We start from the raw sequence: 16,850 nt of genomic DNA on the forward strand, positions 1-16,850 counted from the left end.
CCCTCCTCTTAACGTGTAAATGCTGCCGGTACACCGCCATCGATGGTCATCATGCATCCGGTTGTTTTCTCGGATTTGGAAGAAGCAAAGAAGGCAATACCTTCCGCAATATCTTTCGGATAAATATTCACGAGCAGTGTCGTACGCTTGCGATAGTACTCTTCCAGCTGATCGGGCTCAATCCCGTACGCCGCTGCACGTTCGTTTCTCCAGGAACCATTCCAGATCGCAGACCCTTGCAGAATCGCGTCAGGGAGTATTGTATTGACACGAATGCCATATTCGCCGCCTTCAGCTGCAATACACCGTGCAAGGTGAGCTTCAAGTGCTTTCGCCGAGCTGTAAGCCGACGCACTTTTACCGGCATAGACCGAGTTTTTGGACCCGATGAAGACCATACTGCCGCCAATCCCCTGCTGTTTCATCAGCTTGAACGCTTCACGGGCAACGAGGAAATATCCGGTACCCAGCACATTCATGTTGAGGTTCCATTCCTTCAGGGAGGTTTCGTCAAATGGACTCGATGTGGCAAGACCCGCATTATTAACGATAATGTCCACACCGCCATATTGTACAGCCACTTCAGCATACGCCGACTGCACGGCTTCCTCATCGGTTACATCCATTTTTAGCGCATATGCGCGATTCGCACCATATTGGTCATTGATTTCCTGTGCTACTTTTTGAGCGCCTTCCAGGTTCAGGTCAGCCAGAACGACGTGAGCTCCCTCGGATACCAACTTGCGTGCAGTCTCGCTGCCAATTCCGCCGGCGCCGCCTGTAATAAACGCCACTTTCCGGGAAAATTCCGTCTCAGCCGGTGCTAGGGACAATTTATACAATTCAAGCGGCCAGTATTCTACATTGTAGGACTCATTGGCACTTAGCGATACGAATTTACCCAGGCTCGTCGCACCCCGCATGACGGCAATCGCACGGTGATACAGTGCTCCGCTTACTTGGGATAGCGCCCAGCTCTTGCCTGTGTTGATCATACCCACACCCGGGATTAGAATAACGCGAGGAGCTGCTTCAAACATGACATCGCCTTCGTTTTTGTTGCTTTCAAAGTACTGTTTGTACTGCTCTTTGTATGCAGCTACGCCTTCTGTCAGCTTCGCTTTCAGACCATCAACATCCTCAGCGTCCGGCGTCCAGTCGATGAACAACGGAACGACTTTGGTATGTACCAGATGATCCGGGCAAGCCGCCCCCACCTGTGACAGCTCTGGTGAATTGGCTCCACCGACAAAAGCAAGTACATCGTCCTGATCGTCATAGGACAGGATCATTTTTTTGCTATCCGATACGGAACCGCGAAGCGTTGGCATGATTTTGGCTACAATCTCACGTCTCACTTCAGCAGCAAGCGCTGGATGTTTAACGCCACCAAACAGACTTCCTTCATCCACACGAGCTTCAATGAACGCTTCCGCCTCATTGATAATCTTGATGGTCTGTGCGTAACATTCCTCGGATGTCTCTCCCCAAGTGACGAGTCCGTGCTTCTCCATCAGAACCAGTTCAGCATTCGGATTCGCGAATACGCTTTCAGCAATCATCTTGGATAACGTAAAACCTGGGCGAACATATGGGACCCACACAAACCGATCTCCATAAATCTCTCGCGCCAACTCTTTGCCGTTATCTGCACAACACAGACTGATTATCGCATCCGGATGCGTGTGGTCCACATTGTTGTAAGGAAGGAAGGCATGCAGCAATGTCTCGATCGAGGCACGCGGGTGCTTGGAATCGATCATGCAATGACCCAAATATTCAACCATCTCTTCATCCGTCATCGATTCTCGTTCAATCAGGGGACGAATGTCTTCCAGAGCCAGGCCTGTAAAATGCTTCGCTTGCATCGAGCCCAGGTCGGAGCCGCTTCCTTTCACGTACATAACTTCTACATCGCGCCCACGAAAATCCTTCACTGTTGTTTTGGTAGATGTATTTCCACCATAAATGTTGCATACACTGCGGTCTGCGCCAATCAGATTGGATCGGTAAACCAGCTGCTCAAGTCCCGTTGTTTGCTCAGATGCCTGTGAAGAATTCCATAAACTCTGTACCATTCGTTTCCCTCCGATAATGTTTGTTTTATTCCTAATCAGAGTTTAACATCTTTGTTTTGTTTTGAAAACAAAAGATTTTAAATACAAACGGAAACATTCAAAAGATCGAACTCCCTGCTAATGCGTTTAATCAAAAAACACCCTGACGTTGCCGTCAGAGTGTCAAGAATGCAGTGAAAAACCAATAGAGTTTCAACATGCAGTTTAAAATTCAACCATCCTTACCGAACAATATCGATTGAAATAGATATAGTTTTTAAAAGATTCCCGCTTTTTGGGAAGTGTTTTTAATTCCGTAAGTATCATTGACAACCGTATTACCATAACTCGTCAAGCTGCCGTTAGGTCCTGTTGCCAAATCAAGATAGTTTAGTCCAGAGCTATTACCGTACCAAGACCATGCAAGCCATCCTACCCCTTTTTCCTGACCATATTTCATGATTGCATATTCATCGACATCTCCATTGGTGTGATATCCTCCGAATTCCCCAATGATTAACGCCAGCCCCTTGTTCAGCACATTTTCCATATTGGATTTGACGGTGGCCGCATCCTTGCCTGCATACTCATACATGTGAATGGAAAACACCGTATTTTTCTGTGAATCCGCGGCGAATACGCTTTGTCCGTAATCGACGATCGATTGAGGATACTGACCCCAGCCTGCTGCATCTACAATTAAGGTATTTTTAATACCCGCTTCTCTTAATTTTGGAATAGCCTTTTTGTACCCGTCAGCCCAGGCGCTGCCGTTCCATGTTCCGTACCACTCGTTTGCAATATTTACAATAACCCGATCTTCCTTCCCGATCAGTGCTTCCTTGATGCTGATCCAGTAGTTGACCGCTGCATCCAACGAATTGTAGTCATCTTTGCCTGTGGCATCGTGTACCTCAAGGACAGCAATCATCTTGTTTGCGTTTACGACATTAATGATGTTTTTTACGGAATTCAGATCATCTTTGGTGTATTGTGTACCGTTCGACAGAACAATTCGTACCGTATTGGCACCCGTTTTTGCAATCGCAGGGATAGCCGTGTTCAAATCATTTTTGAACCAGGAGTGCCCATGATTGATCCCCCTCATGTAAAATGGTTTACCCGTAGAATCGTACAATTTGCCTCCATTCACGTAAAAACCTGAAGCTGCTGCGGCTTTCGGAGCCGCGCTCCCCAAAATGACAAACATCAGTGCTGCAATGACTGTTAAGATTGTACCCTTTTGCAACTTGGCCATGGCATAAACCTCCTGAGTTTTTTTATTTCAATTAACCCTGCACAAGGCAACAGGTTAACTAAAATCAAATTTATCAACTAATAAAGAAAGTTATAAAAATGAATAATTTTAAATATTTCGTTTACAATTTACCTTATCGTTTAAGTTATGAGATTATAATAAAATGAAAACGCTTACCAGTCAACTCATTCTTAACTCTTTATGGAAAAAAAAGAAACACCCGTCCAATGATGAAGAAGCGGACAGGCATTTCTATTGATCCATTACAGTTATTTACGCCTTGCAAAATCAACAAACCTGAATTTGTCCGGACGGTGCCGGGATTCCGTGAACTGAAAAGGACTCGCATCCTCCAGGTAGACCTGGCTGCGTACAACGACCACATTGTGGAAGCCTTCCAGATCCATCAGTCTTCGATCTTCTTCGGTAGGCTCTTCCACCAAGATCTCTTTCTTGGCAAAAGAAATGGACAATCCAAGCTGATCCTCAATGTACTCATAAATGGAATCATTACATATCTCTTTGTTTAATCCCGGGACAAGACGTTGACTGATATAGTCCTTGTCCAGAATGACACGTTCTCCATCCACATTTCTTACACGCACGATTTTCCACACTTGTTCGCCCATCCCAAAATGAATGGTTTTAAACAAGGCCTGATCTACCTTCAGTTCCTCTAATTCCTCAACATGCGTTCTGGCCCGCTGTCCCATTTTCTTGGCCAGTTCCTTGAAGCTGACCAGTCCCGAAATGGGAAAATCAATCTTGCGGATATCCAGTACAATGGATCCCTTGCCCTGAATTTTCTGAATGTAACCTTCTTCATACAGCATTTTCAGTGCTTTGCGTATCGTCTCTCTGGACGTCTGATAGCTTTCGGACAAATCAAGCTCCGATGGCAGTAGCGAACCTGCCTCGATCTCTCCCGTCCGAATATGTGCTGCGATATCTTCGTAGATTCGGATAAACTTGTTATTCATCATTCATCACCATAGTTCATTACCCTTTTTAATCATATTAGCAACCTATTATAGCATTATTGGCAGGGTTAATGCACTCGGTGGTTCTACCAGCACGGCTGATAAATAAATGTTTACAAGGAGTGACTCAGAAACCACTTATACAGGTCAGGATTGCTGTATGTCTCATCCCAAGCATTATGGTTCCCTTCCGGATAGACGGTCAGCTTCACGTTTGCCTCTATCGCTTCAAGGGCATCCACAATTCCTTGTGATTCCGAGAGAGGAACAACATCATCCTTGGCACCGTGAAATGCCCAGATCGGCACATCACGCAAGGCTTCTGCTCTGGATGGATCGATTCCCCCGCACACAGGGGCTGTTGCAGCAAATACATGGGGGTAGTCGATGGGCAGATGCCACGCCCCGTAACCGCCCATGCTTAATCCGGTTAGATATACTCTCTTCGGATCTGCAGGATAGTTCTCCAGCACATGTTCAACAATGGCATGCAGAGCTTCCTTTTCCATTGCCCAGAATTCATCCTCCGGACATTGAGGTGATATGACGATAAACGGAAAGCTCTTGTCCTGATCTACAATGTTCGGAAGTCCGTTCGCTTTCACCTTATTCAAGTCACTGCCGCGTTCGCCTGATCCATGAAGAAACAGAATAACAGGCCACTTCTGATCTGCTGGTTGGTCTTCCGTATCCGGAATGTGCAGCAAATAGTCCAATGTCAACGTTTTGGTTATTTCTTTGACGATTCGATGCCCCGTCTGGGTCATGACTGTCCCCTCACTTCTATTCTCTAATCTTCTTCAACGCTTCGTCCAAAGCTCCAACCACCTTGTCACACCAAACGTCAAATTCAGGATCTTCGGTTTGCAGCTGTGGATGATCCAGCATATAATGTATCGTTTTCCGTATTCCCTGATCCGCTCTCGTTGTTGCTACAAATTCAGGTACAAGCCTCTTGAGTTTGCTATTGTCGAATACGACCGTGTTGGCCTTATCTCCAAGCAAACCGCCGCGAAGGTCCTGATCACTGCATGCAGCCAAAAATTCCGAAGGGACATGAACCGCATTCAGCTTGACACCAAGTACTCCTGCGATAATTTCATAGATTTGGTTCCACGTCACGGACTCGTCTGAGGTAATATGTACAGACTCACCAATGGCATGGATATTCCCCATAAGACCGATAAAACCTTTGGCAAAATCACTATTATGCGTAATCGTCCATAGCGATGTGCCGTCACCGTGAATGATTACGGGTTTGCCTTCACGAATCCGCTTGAGAACCTGCCAGCTTCCTTTGGCTCCATGCACGCCAAGAGGCACAGACAGGTCACCATACGTATGGCTTGGACGTACAATCGTCACCGGAAAACCATGCTCCCGGTACTGCTTCATCAGATAGTCTTCACAAGCGATCTTATTGCGTGAATACTCCCAGTAGGGATTGGATAATGGTGTACCTTCCGTAATGCGATAGTCGGCAAGTGGTGTCTGATAGGCTGATGCCGAGCTTATAAATATGAACTGTTTGGTTTTGTCTTTAAATAAACGATAATCTCTTTCGAGCTGTGACGGGACAAAAGCGATAAAGTCTGCAACGACATCAAATTCAAGATCCGCAATAAGTTCTGCCACCCGTTCTTCATCGTTGATGTCGGCCTGCAGCACATTGACTTCCGCGGGCAGATCATCATTACGATTGCCGCGATTGATCAAGTAAAGCTCACAACCCTGACTGGCGAGCTGATGCGTAATTGCCGTACTGATTGTACCCGTTCCTCCAATAAATAGCGCTTTCATGTTAGGCCACCTCCAGATGAAATGTCTCACAAGTCCATGATAGCACGCATGCAAAAGAGGAGCAAAGCCAGCTTGTCACTGACTCTGCTCCTCTCGTTTAAACGACCTTAATTGTTCCGTATATCATGTACATGCCGCAGTGAATTTCATATTCTCCAGGCTGCAAATTTTCATCAACCGTGTAGTAGTTGTCTCCTTTTTGCATGTACAAATCCATTCCCAGATCCTGTGAACCAACCGATTTCACATGGGTGACTGACCGGGTAAGAATAAAATTAATTTTAGTGGGAACTCCTGCTTTAACCTCAATCACCCCAGGCTCGAATCCGTCATTACTTACATTCACATCAATGACTTCATATCCTTCCAATTCTTCAGACGTCTTCGCTTGTGCTGTTACCGAACTTCCTGCACCGGGAGACATATCCTTGCCCATGAAATAAACGAGAAATGATCCGAGTAATACAATAACAGCAAGGCCAAGCGTAAGCCACGGCCACATTTTCTTGATCGAGCTATTCATATCAGCATGCCTCTTTTCCTGAAATAAAAGTACAGCCTATATCATACCTTAACCTGCCGCATATGAAAATGGCTCCTATGGGCCATGTCAGATCATACTTAGCAAGTGAGGGCTCTATATCCAACTGAAAACTTCGTTTCATTAGAAAAAGCCTGATTGCTCAGGCTTCTCTAGTGTTTATATTTATATCCATGATAACTCTAGCGCATCCCCGGATTACTGGGGTTAGTTAAGAGGAATACTGCGGAGCACTTCGACTCCGTTTCAGCCTCAGCTTATACAACTCTGGCAGAGCAACGCCGATCAGAACGATAATAACGCCAAGCCATTGCAGTCCGCTGACATGCTCATGAAGTACGATGGAAGATAACAACACCGCAACCGGAAGCTCTACTGCACCCAGAATGCCTGCCATATCGCCCCCAATATGAGGAACCCCAATGGCAAACAACACTGGCGGAATGAAAGCACCGAAGAAACCGAGCAGTAATCCGAACACAAGCAGCTGGCTCCAGATCAGTCCGTTAAACAGGAATGTCGGCGGGAACAGAATGCAGAGCAGAACCAATCCGCCGGTAACCATCCACGCGCTGCGAAAGGCAGGATGTGCTGACGGGACAGCTTTGCCGCTAAACAGCACAAACAGTGAATAACTCACTGCCGCCATCAGTCCGAGTGCAATACCTAGACCGTTAAACTCGCTCAGTCCCTGCTCCAGGAAACCTGCAGCAAGAAGTGTACCTCCAAACAGAATAATCAGAGTTAGGAAGGTTACTTTGTCTGGACGTTGGCGTTTACTTACCGCCTGAATCAACACGCTAATCCAGGTAAACTGGAACAAGAGAATAATCGCGAGGGATGCGGGAATGTAACGTAATGACTGATAGTATACCAAACCTGTTATAACTGTTGGCGTTCCGGCAGCCATTAACAGTAGACGCTGCTTCCATGTCAGTCGCGTAAACACACTGGTCGCTGCTGTTTTGCTAGTCTGTGATCTGCGTTTTGTTTTAAATTTCGTATATAGTGCCAGCAACCAGGACAGGATGAAGCCCGTGACCAGCTGTGAACCAACAACCTCTCCGAGTTGATATCCTTCACCGTATGCCAGCACAACTATAGTGGACAAGATGCCATAGCTCATCGCTCCAGCGAGAACGGACAAATAGTATTTCATTATGAATAAACCTCCTGATGATCGATAATACGTCCGCATGTCTAATCCATGCCAAGGTCACAACCTGCCATCCAAACGCAAAAAATCCTAACTTCGAGCAAGGAATAAATGAAATTCCTGGCATCGTAGTTAGGAAGTATAGGCTTCCCGTAGAGACCCTCGCCCTGTGTACACTTTTGGCCTGCGAGGTTATACGAAATGAAGTATGCTTTTGTGATGTTACGTATGTGACGACTTTTCATATATTACATGGCAGGTGAGATGGTGTCAACCCCATCATTCCATTGAAGATGAAATTGGACAGCTAGGGGTATCGAACGATATCATCCAGGGCATTATCTCATTCAGGAGTCTCCCAAGCCAGCGTTTGTTCCAAACCCTCCTGTAAACCTTGCAGATCCAAGCCGTCCACGGCAAAGGCTTCCCTGATCAATGCAGGTGCCACAAATTCATCGTATTTGCCTAGATACGGGGCCTCGTCTTCCGCCAGCAGTCCTGATGCATCCTCAACGGTTCGGCATTCGCTCATAATCTCTGCCAGAAGTGTTCGTGCATCCACTTTACCAGAGACGACAAAATAATAAGGCTCCATGGGCACGACAGAACGCAGTGCAAATCGATCGGGCAGATTATGCTTCATCAATCGTTCCAGTGTTCGAAACGATTTGCTTCCCACCCAAGGGAGAACGTACAGGGAATCACCGCCAGCCGGAATAACCACCTGCTTCAGCAATCCGCTTTCCCGTGCCAACCGGCGTGCACGCTCCAAGCGATTCACCGCTTGTGGAGACAGATAAGGATAGATCACTGAATCCGATAGAACCTCACGCATTTTCTGAATGACCAGCGTATGAATGTCACCCCCTGCTCCAAGCCACAGGGTGTCCACTTTGCCTTTGGCCGCCTTCACATATACGGCTTTGTGTTTATGATCCACTTCTTCCACTTTCCACAGCTTTCCTGCAAGTGAAAAGCAATAGCCAGGCGGTGGAACTGTCGTAATCGAACCGATTTCCTCTGAACCATTCAGCACCTTGTGTTCCTCATCATCTTTGAAAACCGCGTAAAATCGATAATTATTAACCGTTTTTTCGCCAGTGAGTCCAATGATTAATGTCTGTTCTTCCGTCCACTGCAGATGATCGGTTTCAATCAAATAATTTAAGAACGTCTGGTACTGATCTGCCCGGATCTGACTGAACGGCGCAAGAGACAGCACGGCATACGCGAGTTCGCGTGGCTCCGCCTCCCCCATGCTTTTTAGCATGCTCATCGTCTGATGGTAGAGAACACCCATTGGCATTTTGCGAGCCTCAAGTGGTTCGACCCATTTGGTCTTCACATACAGTTCTATGACTGCAATGGCACGCAGCAGCGTCCATGGCATGCGAGCTGGAAGCTGCGCTTCTTCATCCTCTTCTTCCGGACAAACGAATAACATTTCCGAAGCCATGTCATCCCGTCTTCCTGACCTTCCCAGACGCTGGACAAAACTCGAAGCGCTGTAAGGGGCACCAAGCTGCACAACCCGTTCCAATTCACCAAGGTCAATCCCCAGTTCCAATGTTACCGTAGCCGCAGCTACTGCCGGACCCACCCCGGTCCGCAGGGCCGCTTCCGTCTCTTCGCGAAGCATGGCTGATATGCTTCCGTGATGTACATGGAATACATCCCTTTCTTCCCGCCGTGCAGCGACTCTTCTCATTTCAAGGATGGTCACTTCGGCATCCGTTCGGCTGTTGGTGAAGATTAGCGCCTTTTTGCGATGTGTACTCTCATAGATGAAATCGTAATAGGCTTTGCGTGCGTTGTGCAGATGTTCGGCCTGCTCCTCATCCCGGGCATCAGGAAAAGAGAAATGCTCCACCCGCAAGCGCAGCTTGCGGCCGCCTGGAGAAGACACTACATCTACCCCTTCCTGCGTTCCAGCTGCCAGCCATGAAGTTGCTGCCTCATAATCACTCAGCGTCGCAGATAATCCAACTCTGCGGGGTTTGCAGCCAGCCATCCGTTCAATCCGGGCCAATTCACTCAATACCTGAATGCCCCGATCTGCTCCCATGAATGCATGGACCTCGTCAATAATAACGTACCGCAAATCATGAAACAGGGCTGGTATGGCATTGGGACGGTTCATGAGCAAACCCTCCAGCGATTCCGGTGTAATCTGGAGCACGCCGGACGGATTACGCACCAAACGTGTTTTTTCCGCTTGAGGCACATCCCCGTGCCAGTGCCACACCGGTATGTTTCCCTCAGATAGCAGATCCTTCAGGCGCTCAAATTGATCATTAATCAGTGCCTTAAGTGGTCCGATGTACAGAATGCCCACCGATTTGGAAGGACGTTCATACAGCTCGGTCAGTGCAGGAAAAAAGGCTGCTTCAGTCTTGCCTGAAGCCGTTCCTGCCGCGATCAGCATATGATGCGGAGTATCGAAGCAGATATGACAAGCCTCAATCTGTGCAGGGCGAAGCGAATCCCATCTTTTTTTATAAATAAATTCCTGGACAAAAGGTGCCAGCCTGTAAAAAGGATTGTCCCTCATAATTCAAATTCCGCCAGAAAATCGTCCATCTCATCCGGAGCAGAAGATGCTGCCGTTCCTTTGCCGCCATCCTGTGGCTCGGCTGCCCGCTCCCCAAGCAATTGGGCATAGGTCACTTCCGGATTCTGGTGGAGCGTATGCAGTACATCCATAAAATCTCGCACTACTTCACGGGTTGTTAACAGCTCATCCGCCCCGAGACGGTTCACCGCCGTTTGCATGAAATCAACCAGATCTTCGTCCGTCAAGCTGGCACCGTAACCAAAATGAAGGGCATGAATCTGACGCAGCTTCTGCAACAGGATGAGAATCTCTTCATGAGATAACATCGCAAGCTTTAGAATGGGTCCTGTGTAATTCGCATATTCTCTCGCTGCATAACGACCATCGATCAGTCTGGAACGAAGCGCCTCATAACTAAACAATCCGCGTCTCTCATCCTCTACAAATTGCGGCGTACCGCCAACAAAGATGCCGAGGTGCTCCGCCTTGCCCTGCATTGTATCATTAAACATGGTCAGCAATTTCTCATAATTGCTCTGCCGAGAGATGCTATTTGTGATTTTGTACAGATTCACCGCTTCATCAATAAAGAGCAGCAATCCTTTATAACCTATACGTGCCGTAAACTCCGACCATAATTTGAAATAATCATACCAGTTGTCATCATCGATGATCACGCCGACAGCAAGTTCCTTTTTGGCTTCTGTCTTGGTGGCATACTCCCCTCTGAGCCAGCGAAGCGCAGCCTGTTTGCGATCATCATCTCCCAGCTTGTATCCGTTCCAGTACGAAGCAAGAACTTTGGCAAAATCAAAGCCGTGCACCAGGTTCTGCATTTCGTTCGTGACCGCGTAAATCTGCTTCTCCACCTCGGACGGCAAAGCAGGATCATCAGGTCGCAAGCCCTGGTTCTGCATCGTTTGCTGCTGCAGGGCAGCAATCCACTTTTGCAGGATCGGTTCAAGTGCTCCGCCATCCGGGCGAGTGCGCGTGGACAGACGGGTCATCAGTTCTCGGTACGTTGCAAGTCCTTGACCTTTGGTACCTACCAATCTTCGTTCTGGGGACAGGTCTGCGTCTGCTACAACGAACTCCCGGTCCATCGCATAGTTGCGAATCATTTGTAAAAGAAAGCTTTTCCCGCTGCCGTACCTTCCTGTAATTAGTTTAAATGCTGCTCCGCCTTCGGCAATGTTATCCAAATCACGCAATATTGCCTCTACTTCAGGCTTGCGGCCGACGGCAATCTGCTCCAGTCCAATTCGCGGCACAACACCCGCTGTCAATGAATTCACCAGCGCGGTGGTCAGCCGTTTCGGTATTTTTAGTTCTGTCACTGTCCTCTCACCTCTTCACATGTTCAAATACATTCATATATTCAGAAACAATCCGGTCACTGTCGATCAGCAGGTCACCAATCGTTTCCATGGCCAGATCGTTAATTTCATCAAGCAGAAGTGCAGGCATTGTTCCATATTGTTCAGCCACAAGGTTCAGTTCAGTATTGGGGTCCTCGCTGAGCAGAGCATGAATGGCCAGCACATGCTGAGGAGCAAGCTGGTCCGCCAAGTGGGTCCACTCTTCATCCAATTCCCCGGCAATCGCTTCCTCCCACTGCAAACGGACTGGCTTATGGTTCGTTGAGACGGCTTCGGAACGTTCAGCTAACGCCTCGTCATCCTCTGGTTCGAAAGAGTGATCCTTATTCTGTTCGGTCATGTATTTCACGGTGTCGTTCGCTTCTCCCTCAACGGCAGCCTGATGTTCAAAGGGAGTCGTTTCCTGTACCTTGTCGACATCTTCTTCAATCGTTAAAGCCTTGCGGACATATTCGCTCTCCTGCTGTAATGACGTCAGTTTCTCCGCATCAATTCGAATGATTGGTTTCTCGGCGGCATCTGCTTGTTTAGCGGCATATACCTTGTCCAAATATCGTTCGATCAAGCCTGCGAGTTCAGGTTCCAGAGTCTTTCCACGCAATCGGCCTCTGAATCCGAGCAGTTCCCGGCACTTGTTTTCGGTACATCGAAAGACGCGTGTAACCAATTGAACAAAATCCGAATTCTCTCCAACCGGAACATAGGATAAGGGGACCGTTTTCCCATAAAGGGTATCGTCATATACCGCTTTGCGAAACAGAACCCGCTCCGTTGTTCTCGGCTTATCCTGTATGAACTGGTCCGCGATCCCTGCCTGACGTGTTCGCAGCAGATAGGAATCGACGAGCACCATAACCTTGGGAATAACCTCTTCCAGAACTTCCTGGCCACCATCCCTATAAAATTTGCTGAGCGTGATGTCATAGTCATAATATCGCCGCAGCAGATTCAAGGAAACGTCGGAAATTCGATTCTGCATAATCCGCTGCATCTCCATATCCTGTATCTCAGCAGGAAGATATCCGCTTGAAATGTTCAGAATCTCGGACAACGGCATATCCAGTTGATGAACCAGCGTGTAATCCACGAGCCATTCCTGCATATAACCGTCCAGCTGCGGATTCCGGGCACGGTATTGTATCCATAACTGTTTCAGTTGATCAAAACCCGCTTGAGGATCTCTCCACCCTACTCCGTTAATCAACTCATACGTATGAACGAATACGTAGGACAGATCTGTATCCGGGAAACGTCCTTGCCTCACTTCCGACCTCCAGTACAAGTACCACTCGCGCTGGGACTCGTTCATGACACCATAAGTCGGCCAGTAGCTCATAAAGGGAACAAACGGAGCAGGATCTCCCTCCATTTTTTCAAGCTGCCGCGCCTCTTCCACGAATCGCTTCTCCGAAGACAATATGCTGCCACCAGCAGGGCTTGAATGAAATTGCCTGTAGGGAATGGTTGAACGTTCAGGCACCGGAACAGCCGAAGCTTCTGGCTCTTCGGTCAGATCGATCTCCATAAATTCCAACTGTCTTGAATGGTCTTTCATTGAAACTGTTTCACCATCCTCCATAAATCATAATGCGAACAAGTGTATCCATATGCCTCATTATAGCACTTGTCCTGTGACAATGGCGATGAGAATGCATTTTTCAAAAAAAGAAAGAATGGCGCTCAAACTGTTCTCCAGTTCAAACGCCACCCTATAATTAATCAACAGCCTTGATAAAATGAATCTGTGTCTATTGTGGGATATTATACCATGGTGATCCGATTTTTCCCTTCACTCTTGGATTGAAGCAGAGCCTGCGTTGCCTTTTCAATTAAATAAGACACGGCCAGACTCTCTTCAGGCACCATGACAGCACCGCCCACACTGACGGTAACGACTTCATCCGGGCTTGACGGGTCCCGCTGAATCTGAAGAGCAAGCACATGTTGCCTGATCTCATCTGCAAGCTGGTCAGCCTGTTCGGACGTTGTGCCCTTGAGTTTCAGCATAAACGTTCCTCCGCGCAGGCGGGAGATCAGCGCTTCATTCTGCTCACTAACGACAGCCAGCACTTCTCCAATCCATTGCAGGCAGAGATCACCGCCCTGAAGACCGTAGGTAGCATTATAGGATCGGAAATCATCGATATCAATAATCAGTAATCCCAAGCTGCATTTTTCCTGCAAACACGCATCCCAATCTTCCTGAAGCTGAGATTTAAATATGGATTGAATAGGCATCTCCGTTAATGGATCTGTATTAAGATAGTTTTGCAGCTGATTGGTTGTCTCCGTATAACCTTCCTGCTCGTGGTTGGATACTCCACTGTTCAGGACCACCATGACCGAAGGTTTGCCTGCGTGCGTCACCGAAGCAAGTGTAACTTCCAGGAGCAGGGAAGCTCCTGCAGCTGTTGTGAAATAGGACTGATTTGTGTACAAACGTGTATCATCCAATTTCAACTCCTCCAGATGCTGCTGTAAGACGGTTCTTGCATTATCGGGTACGAATTGGCTGAATTCCATGCCGTTCAGAAGCTTGGAGTTTTCATACCCCAGCAGTTCTGCCGCCCTGTTATTGCAGTATATAATCTTGCCATCCGTCAACGTAAAGAAGGCTACAGGTGAGAATTCCATCAGCTGTAAATAGCGTTGTTCATTTTGCCGCAAAATACGTGCATTTTGCAGTGCCTGCTCTTCGGCCTGAACCAGCTGATTTTCCGTTTGACGACGTACAATGCTTTTGAGCAAAGGCAGCACATTCAGCTCTTTTGTTGTCCATGGATAGGAGGTGGATTGTACAACCTCTCGCCATTTTTCAAACGATTTACGCGGAGAGAGACGCACTCCGTCATCAGTCTTTATAACTGCCTTGGCCGGGTCCCCAGCCCAATCAACAAGCTGGATCACTTCAGGCCGGAACCAGATCATATAATGATGCTCCCCGGGTGAAATTGCAACATAAATTACGCCAGACACTTTCTCCTTGTAGGCTAACGCAGGACCGTACTCCAAACTCAGCTTGGATGTATGATAACTGTAGTCCTCTGATTTACCCGCAAGCCAAGCGGCAAGCTCACGTACTTGTTCACGTGTCGGTGTATCGCCATATAACATTAATTTATCCTGATAGCAGATGGCCGCCCCGGAAGCACTCATGAGACCAAGTAACGTTTGCTCTTCACTCTCAAGCTCTTCCAGAATTCTGGAAGGACTGGTATTCCCGATAAATATGCTCGAAATCCGGGAAGCAGCTTCCCGCGACCTGATCTCTGCCTGATATTCATCCAGCTGTTGACGCTGGAACAATTCACTGGAGAAAAATGCACCGAGGAAGTTGCATAAGTTGCGGACACGGTGAGGTACATATCTGGCGGAGTTATGATGGCATGTAATGAGGCCCCACAGTTGATTGTCATGAATCAGAGAAATCGTTACTGTCGCCCCAACGCCCATGTTCTGTAAATATTCAATATGCAGTGGCGATACACTGCGCAGGACCGAAAGACTCAGATTGAGCGGTTTACCCGTCAAGGGCTGCAGTGTAGGGATGATCTCTACAGGTTTGTAATTGACATTAACGATGGTACGCAGCCAGTTCCGCAAATACAATTCACGTGCCTGTTTAGGAATATCCGAAGCCGGATAATGATGCCCGAGAAATGGTTCAAGCTGTTCCTCACGCGCTTCGGCAATGACCTTACCATTCCATTGCTCGTCAAATTCGTAAATCATAACCCGGTCATAACCGAGCATTTCCTTCACTTGCTCCGCTGCAATCTGACTGGCCTCAATTCGGCTGTCCGTGCTCTTAATCCGTCCAAAAAAGCGTGAGATCCACTCAAAATCATTACCTTCCATTGGTCTGCTCTCATTAGAAGGCTCCATCTCCAATATGAGCAAACCTTCGCTCTCATGGATCACCGACGTGAACACCTGATCATGTCCAGTGATGTTAATTGTGAGATCCATATATTGCAGATCTGAGGTTACAGAAGCACTGAAGCTGCGTGCAAGGATCTGGTGAAGACTTTCTCTGCCAATCAGATTTTCGAGAGGCAGACCGAGCACTTTATCGGTTTCAAGGCCAAGAAGCTCTTCTGTATTCTGACTGCATTGAACAATGGTAGGGACATTTTGGGTATTCACAGCCAAAAGCACACCATGAGGCTGAATGAAGCCGGGTATATGAATCGGTTCTTTATCGCAATTGTTTAGATCTATCGGATCATTGGTGTACACACCTTGATGAAGCAGCGTACGGTTCAGCAGATTATTATTATCTTTCCTGGACTTCGATTCGGCCATGGCCTGAAAAAAACCCCTCTCATGATATTCCAATATATAAATTTAAAAGGATTCTTTCATTACAAGTACTCGCTAATTACAAGTTTATATATCTCATTTTGTATTTATCCATTGGTCAAGCAGCCTGAAAGTTTCCGAAGCCGTATGAACCATTTCATTTTGATCTTCCTCGCTGTGAGCGAATTGAACCAGCTGCGCCATGAATTCGGCCCATCTTGTTCTGGTTTCCGAACCATAAGCGTTGAAATATTCAAGTCCGCGACCCGCTTCAATCGGCAAAAACTGAGAGAGACGTTTGGTTATGATCTGCCCTCCGTTAGTAGACCCTTCAATGACGTACAGATACCCGAACAATCGTGCAGGCGAAGATATATCCGGCAATTCCTCACATCTTGGCAGCCGCTTGATATCGTCATCACTGGAACCTAAATTACGCAGGTCGTTTTCAAGCAAAATGGCTTTGCCCCGGATTCCGTAATCAAGTCCTGTATTCTCCCAAAACGGCTGCTGCAGAGCATGTTCTTCCAGTGGTTTTAAGAAACCGTAAAATTTCTCTAGATATTCCTTATACTCTTCTAAGCTCACGGTTTGATTCATAATAGCCTTCGCATAGTCGTTCTGTTCCACTTGTCTGTGATAGTGAGCAGTCTCACTCTTTAGACGTTCCATAATGGTACTGGCTGTCATGTAATCACACCTTTCTCTACTTCCTTCATCAAGATTAAAACCAAACGAAAACCGCATGTTTAGTGCATGTTAAAAAAGATGCCTTCATTAATCCAGATAAAGATTCTATGTAAGTATACTTTTTCTCGCAGAA

12 protein-coding genes are annotated in these 16,850 nt (G+C 47.3%); all 12 read right to left on the bottom strand.

Features of this window, described 5'->3' with window-relative positions:
* Window positions 1–8 precede the first annotated feature (8 nt).
* The gene (locus PIL01S_RS01890) at window positions 9–2,078 is read right to left on the bottom strand and encodes a bifunctional aldolase/short-chain dehydrogenase (RefSeq protein WP_127536020.1); all 2,070 of its coding nucleotides are present in this window, start codon (window positions 2,076–2,078) and stop codon (window positions 9–11) included.
* A gap of 256 nt (window positions 2,079–2,334) precedes the next feature.
* A complete protein-coding gene (locus tag PIL01S_RS01895; RefSeq protein WP_127536021.1) occupies window positions 2,335–3,315 on the bottom strand; it encodes a glycoside hydrolase family 5 protein in 981 nt (326 codons plus the stop codon).
* A gap of 269 nt (window positions 3,316–3,584) precedes the next feature.
* Window positions 3,585–4,295 (bottom strand): trehalose operon repressor, encoded by a 711-nt coding sequence (gene treR / locus PIL01S_RS01900; protein WP_127536022.1) that lies wholly within the window; start codon window positions 4,293–4,295, stop codon window positions 3,585–3,587.
* Window positions 4,296–4,408: 113 nt separating this feature from the next.
* Window positions 4,409–5,062 carry a carboxylesterase family protein gene (locus PIL01S_RS01905; RefSeq protein WP_127536023.1) on the bottom strand — a complete coding sequence of 218 codons (654 nt, stop codon included), beginning with the start codon at window positions 5,060–5,062 and terminating at the stop codon, window positions 4,409–4,411.
* A 16-nt stretch (window positions 5,063–5,078) separates the two neighbouring features.
* Window positions 5,079–6,095, bottom strand: a complete 1,017-nt coding sequence (locus tag PIL01S_RS01910; protein WP_127536024.1) for an SDR family oxidoreductase — start codon at window positions 6,093–6,095, stop codon at window positions 5,079–5,081.
* 97 nt (window positions 6,096–6,192) lie between these two features.
* Window positions 6,193–6,618 (bottom strand): cupredoxin domain-containing protein, encoded by a 426-nt coding sequence (locus PIL01S_RS01915; protein WP_095358366.1) that lies wholly within the window; start codon window positions 6,616–6,618, stop codon window positions 6,193–6,195.
* A gap of 229 nt (window positions 6,619–6,847) precedes the next feature.
* Window positions 6,848–7,795 (bottom strand): EamA family transporter, encoded by a 948-nt coding sequence (locus PIL01S_RS01920; RefSeq protein WP_127536025.1) that lies wholly within the window; start codon window positions 7,793–7,795, stop codon window positions 6,848–6,850.
* Between the two features lie 340 nt (window positions 7,796–8,135).
* Entirely contained in the window at window positions 8,136–10,343 is a 2,208-nt protein-coding gene (locus tag PIL01S_RS01925; protein ID WP_127536026.1) for a DEAD/DEAH box helicase, read from the bottom strand.
* Complete coding sequence (locus tag PIL01S_RS01930; RefSeq protein ID WP_127536027.1) at window positions 10,340–11,683, bottom strand: ATP-binding protein; 1,344 nt, start codon at window positions 11,681–11,683, stop codon at window positions 10,340–10,342. Before PIL01S_RS01930 ends, PIL01S_RS01925 begins: the two co-directional genes overlap by 4 nt.
* A 7-nt stretch (window positions 11,684–11,690) precedes the next feature.
* Window positions 11,691–13,280 (bottom strand): TerB N-terminal domain-containing protein, encoded by a 1,590-nt coding sequence (locus tag PIL01S_RS01935; protein WP_164764149.1) that lies wholly within the window; start codon window positions 13,278–13,280, stop codon window positions 11,691–11,693.
* 206 nt (window positions 13,281–13,486) lie between these two features.
* Window positions 13,487–16,030 carry a diguanylate cyclase domain-containing protein gene (locus PIL01S_RS01940; RefSeq protein WP_127536029.1) on the bottom strand — a complete coding sequence of 848 codons (2,544 nt, stop codon included), beginning with the start codon at window positions 16,028–16,030 and terminating at the stop codon, window positions 13,487–13,489.
* 93 nt (window positions 16,031–16,123) lie between these two features.
* Window positions 16,124–16,717 (bottom strand): biliverdin-producing heme oxygenase, encoded by a 594-nt coding sequence (locus tag PIL01S_RS01945; protein ID WP_127536030.1) that lies wholly within the window; start codon window positions 16,715–16,717, stop codon window positions 16,124–16,126.
* Window positions 16,718–16,850: the final 133 nt, after the last annotated feature.

It is taken from the genome of Paenibacillus illinoisensis NBRC 15959 (assembly GCF_004000925.1).
In the GTDB taxonomy this organism is placed as follows: Bacteria; Bacillota; Bacilli; order Paenibacillales; family Paenibacillaceae; genus Paenibacillus; species Paenibacillus illinoisensis.

Bases quoted from the DNA above. Each gene is read 5' to 3' on its own strand.
- PIL01S_RS01890 (WP_127536020.1), bottom strand. From the start codon at position 2,078: ATGGTACAGAGTTTATGGAATTCTTCACAGGCATCTGAGCAAACAACG.
- PIL01S_RS01895 (WP_127536021.1), bottom strand. From the start codon at position 3,315: ATGGCCAAGTTGCAAAAGGGTACAATCTTAACAGTCATTGCAGCACTG.
- treR (WP_127536022.1), bottom strand. From the start codon at position 4,295: ATGAATAACAAGTTTATCCGAATCTACGAAGATATCGCAGCACATATT.
- PIL01S_RS01905 (WP_127536023.1), bottom strand. From the start codon at position 5,062: ATGACCCAGACGGGGCATCGAATCGTCAAAGAAATAACCAAAACGTTG.
- PIL01S_RS01910 (WP_127536024.1), bottom strand. From the start codon at position 6,095: ATGAAAGCGCTATTTATTGGAGGAACGGGTACAATCAGTACGGCAATT.
- PIL01S_RS01915 (WP_095358366.1), bottom strand. From the start codon at position 6,618: ATGAATAGCTCGATCAAGAAAATGTGGCCGTGGCTTACGCTTGGCCTT.
- PIL01S_RS01920 (WP_127536025.1), bottom strand. From the start codon at position 7,795: ATGAAATACTATTTGTCCGTTCTCGCTGGAGCGATGAGCTATGGCATC.
- PIL01S_RS01925 (WP_127536026.1), bottom strand. From the start codon at position 10,343: ATGAGGGACAATCCTTTTTACAGGCTGGCACCTTTTGTCCAGGAATTT.
- PIL01S_RS01935 (WP_164764149.1), bottom strand. From the start codon at position 13,280: ATGAAAGACCATTCAAGACAGTTGGAATTTATGGAGATCGATCTGACC.
- PIL01S_RS01940 (WP_127536029.1), bottom strand. From the start codon at position 16,030: ATGGCCGAATCGAAGTCCAGGAAAGATAATAATAATCTGCTGAACCGT.
- PIL01S_RS01945 (WP_127536030.1), bottom strand. From the start codon at position 16,717: ATGACAGCCAGTACCATTATGGAACGTCTAAAGAGTGAGACTGCTCAC.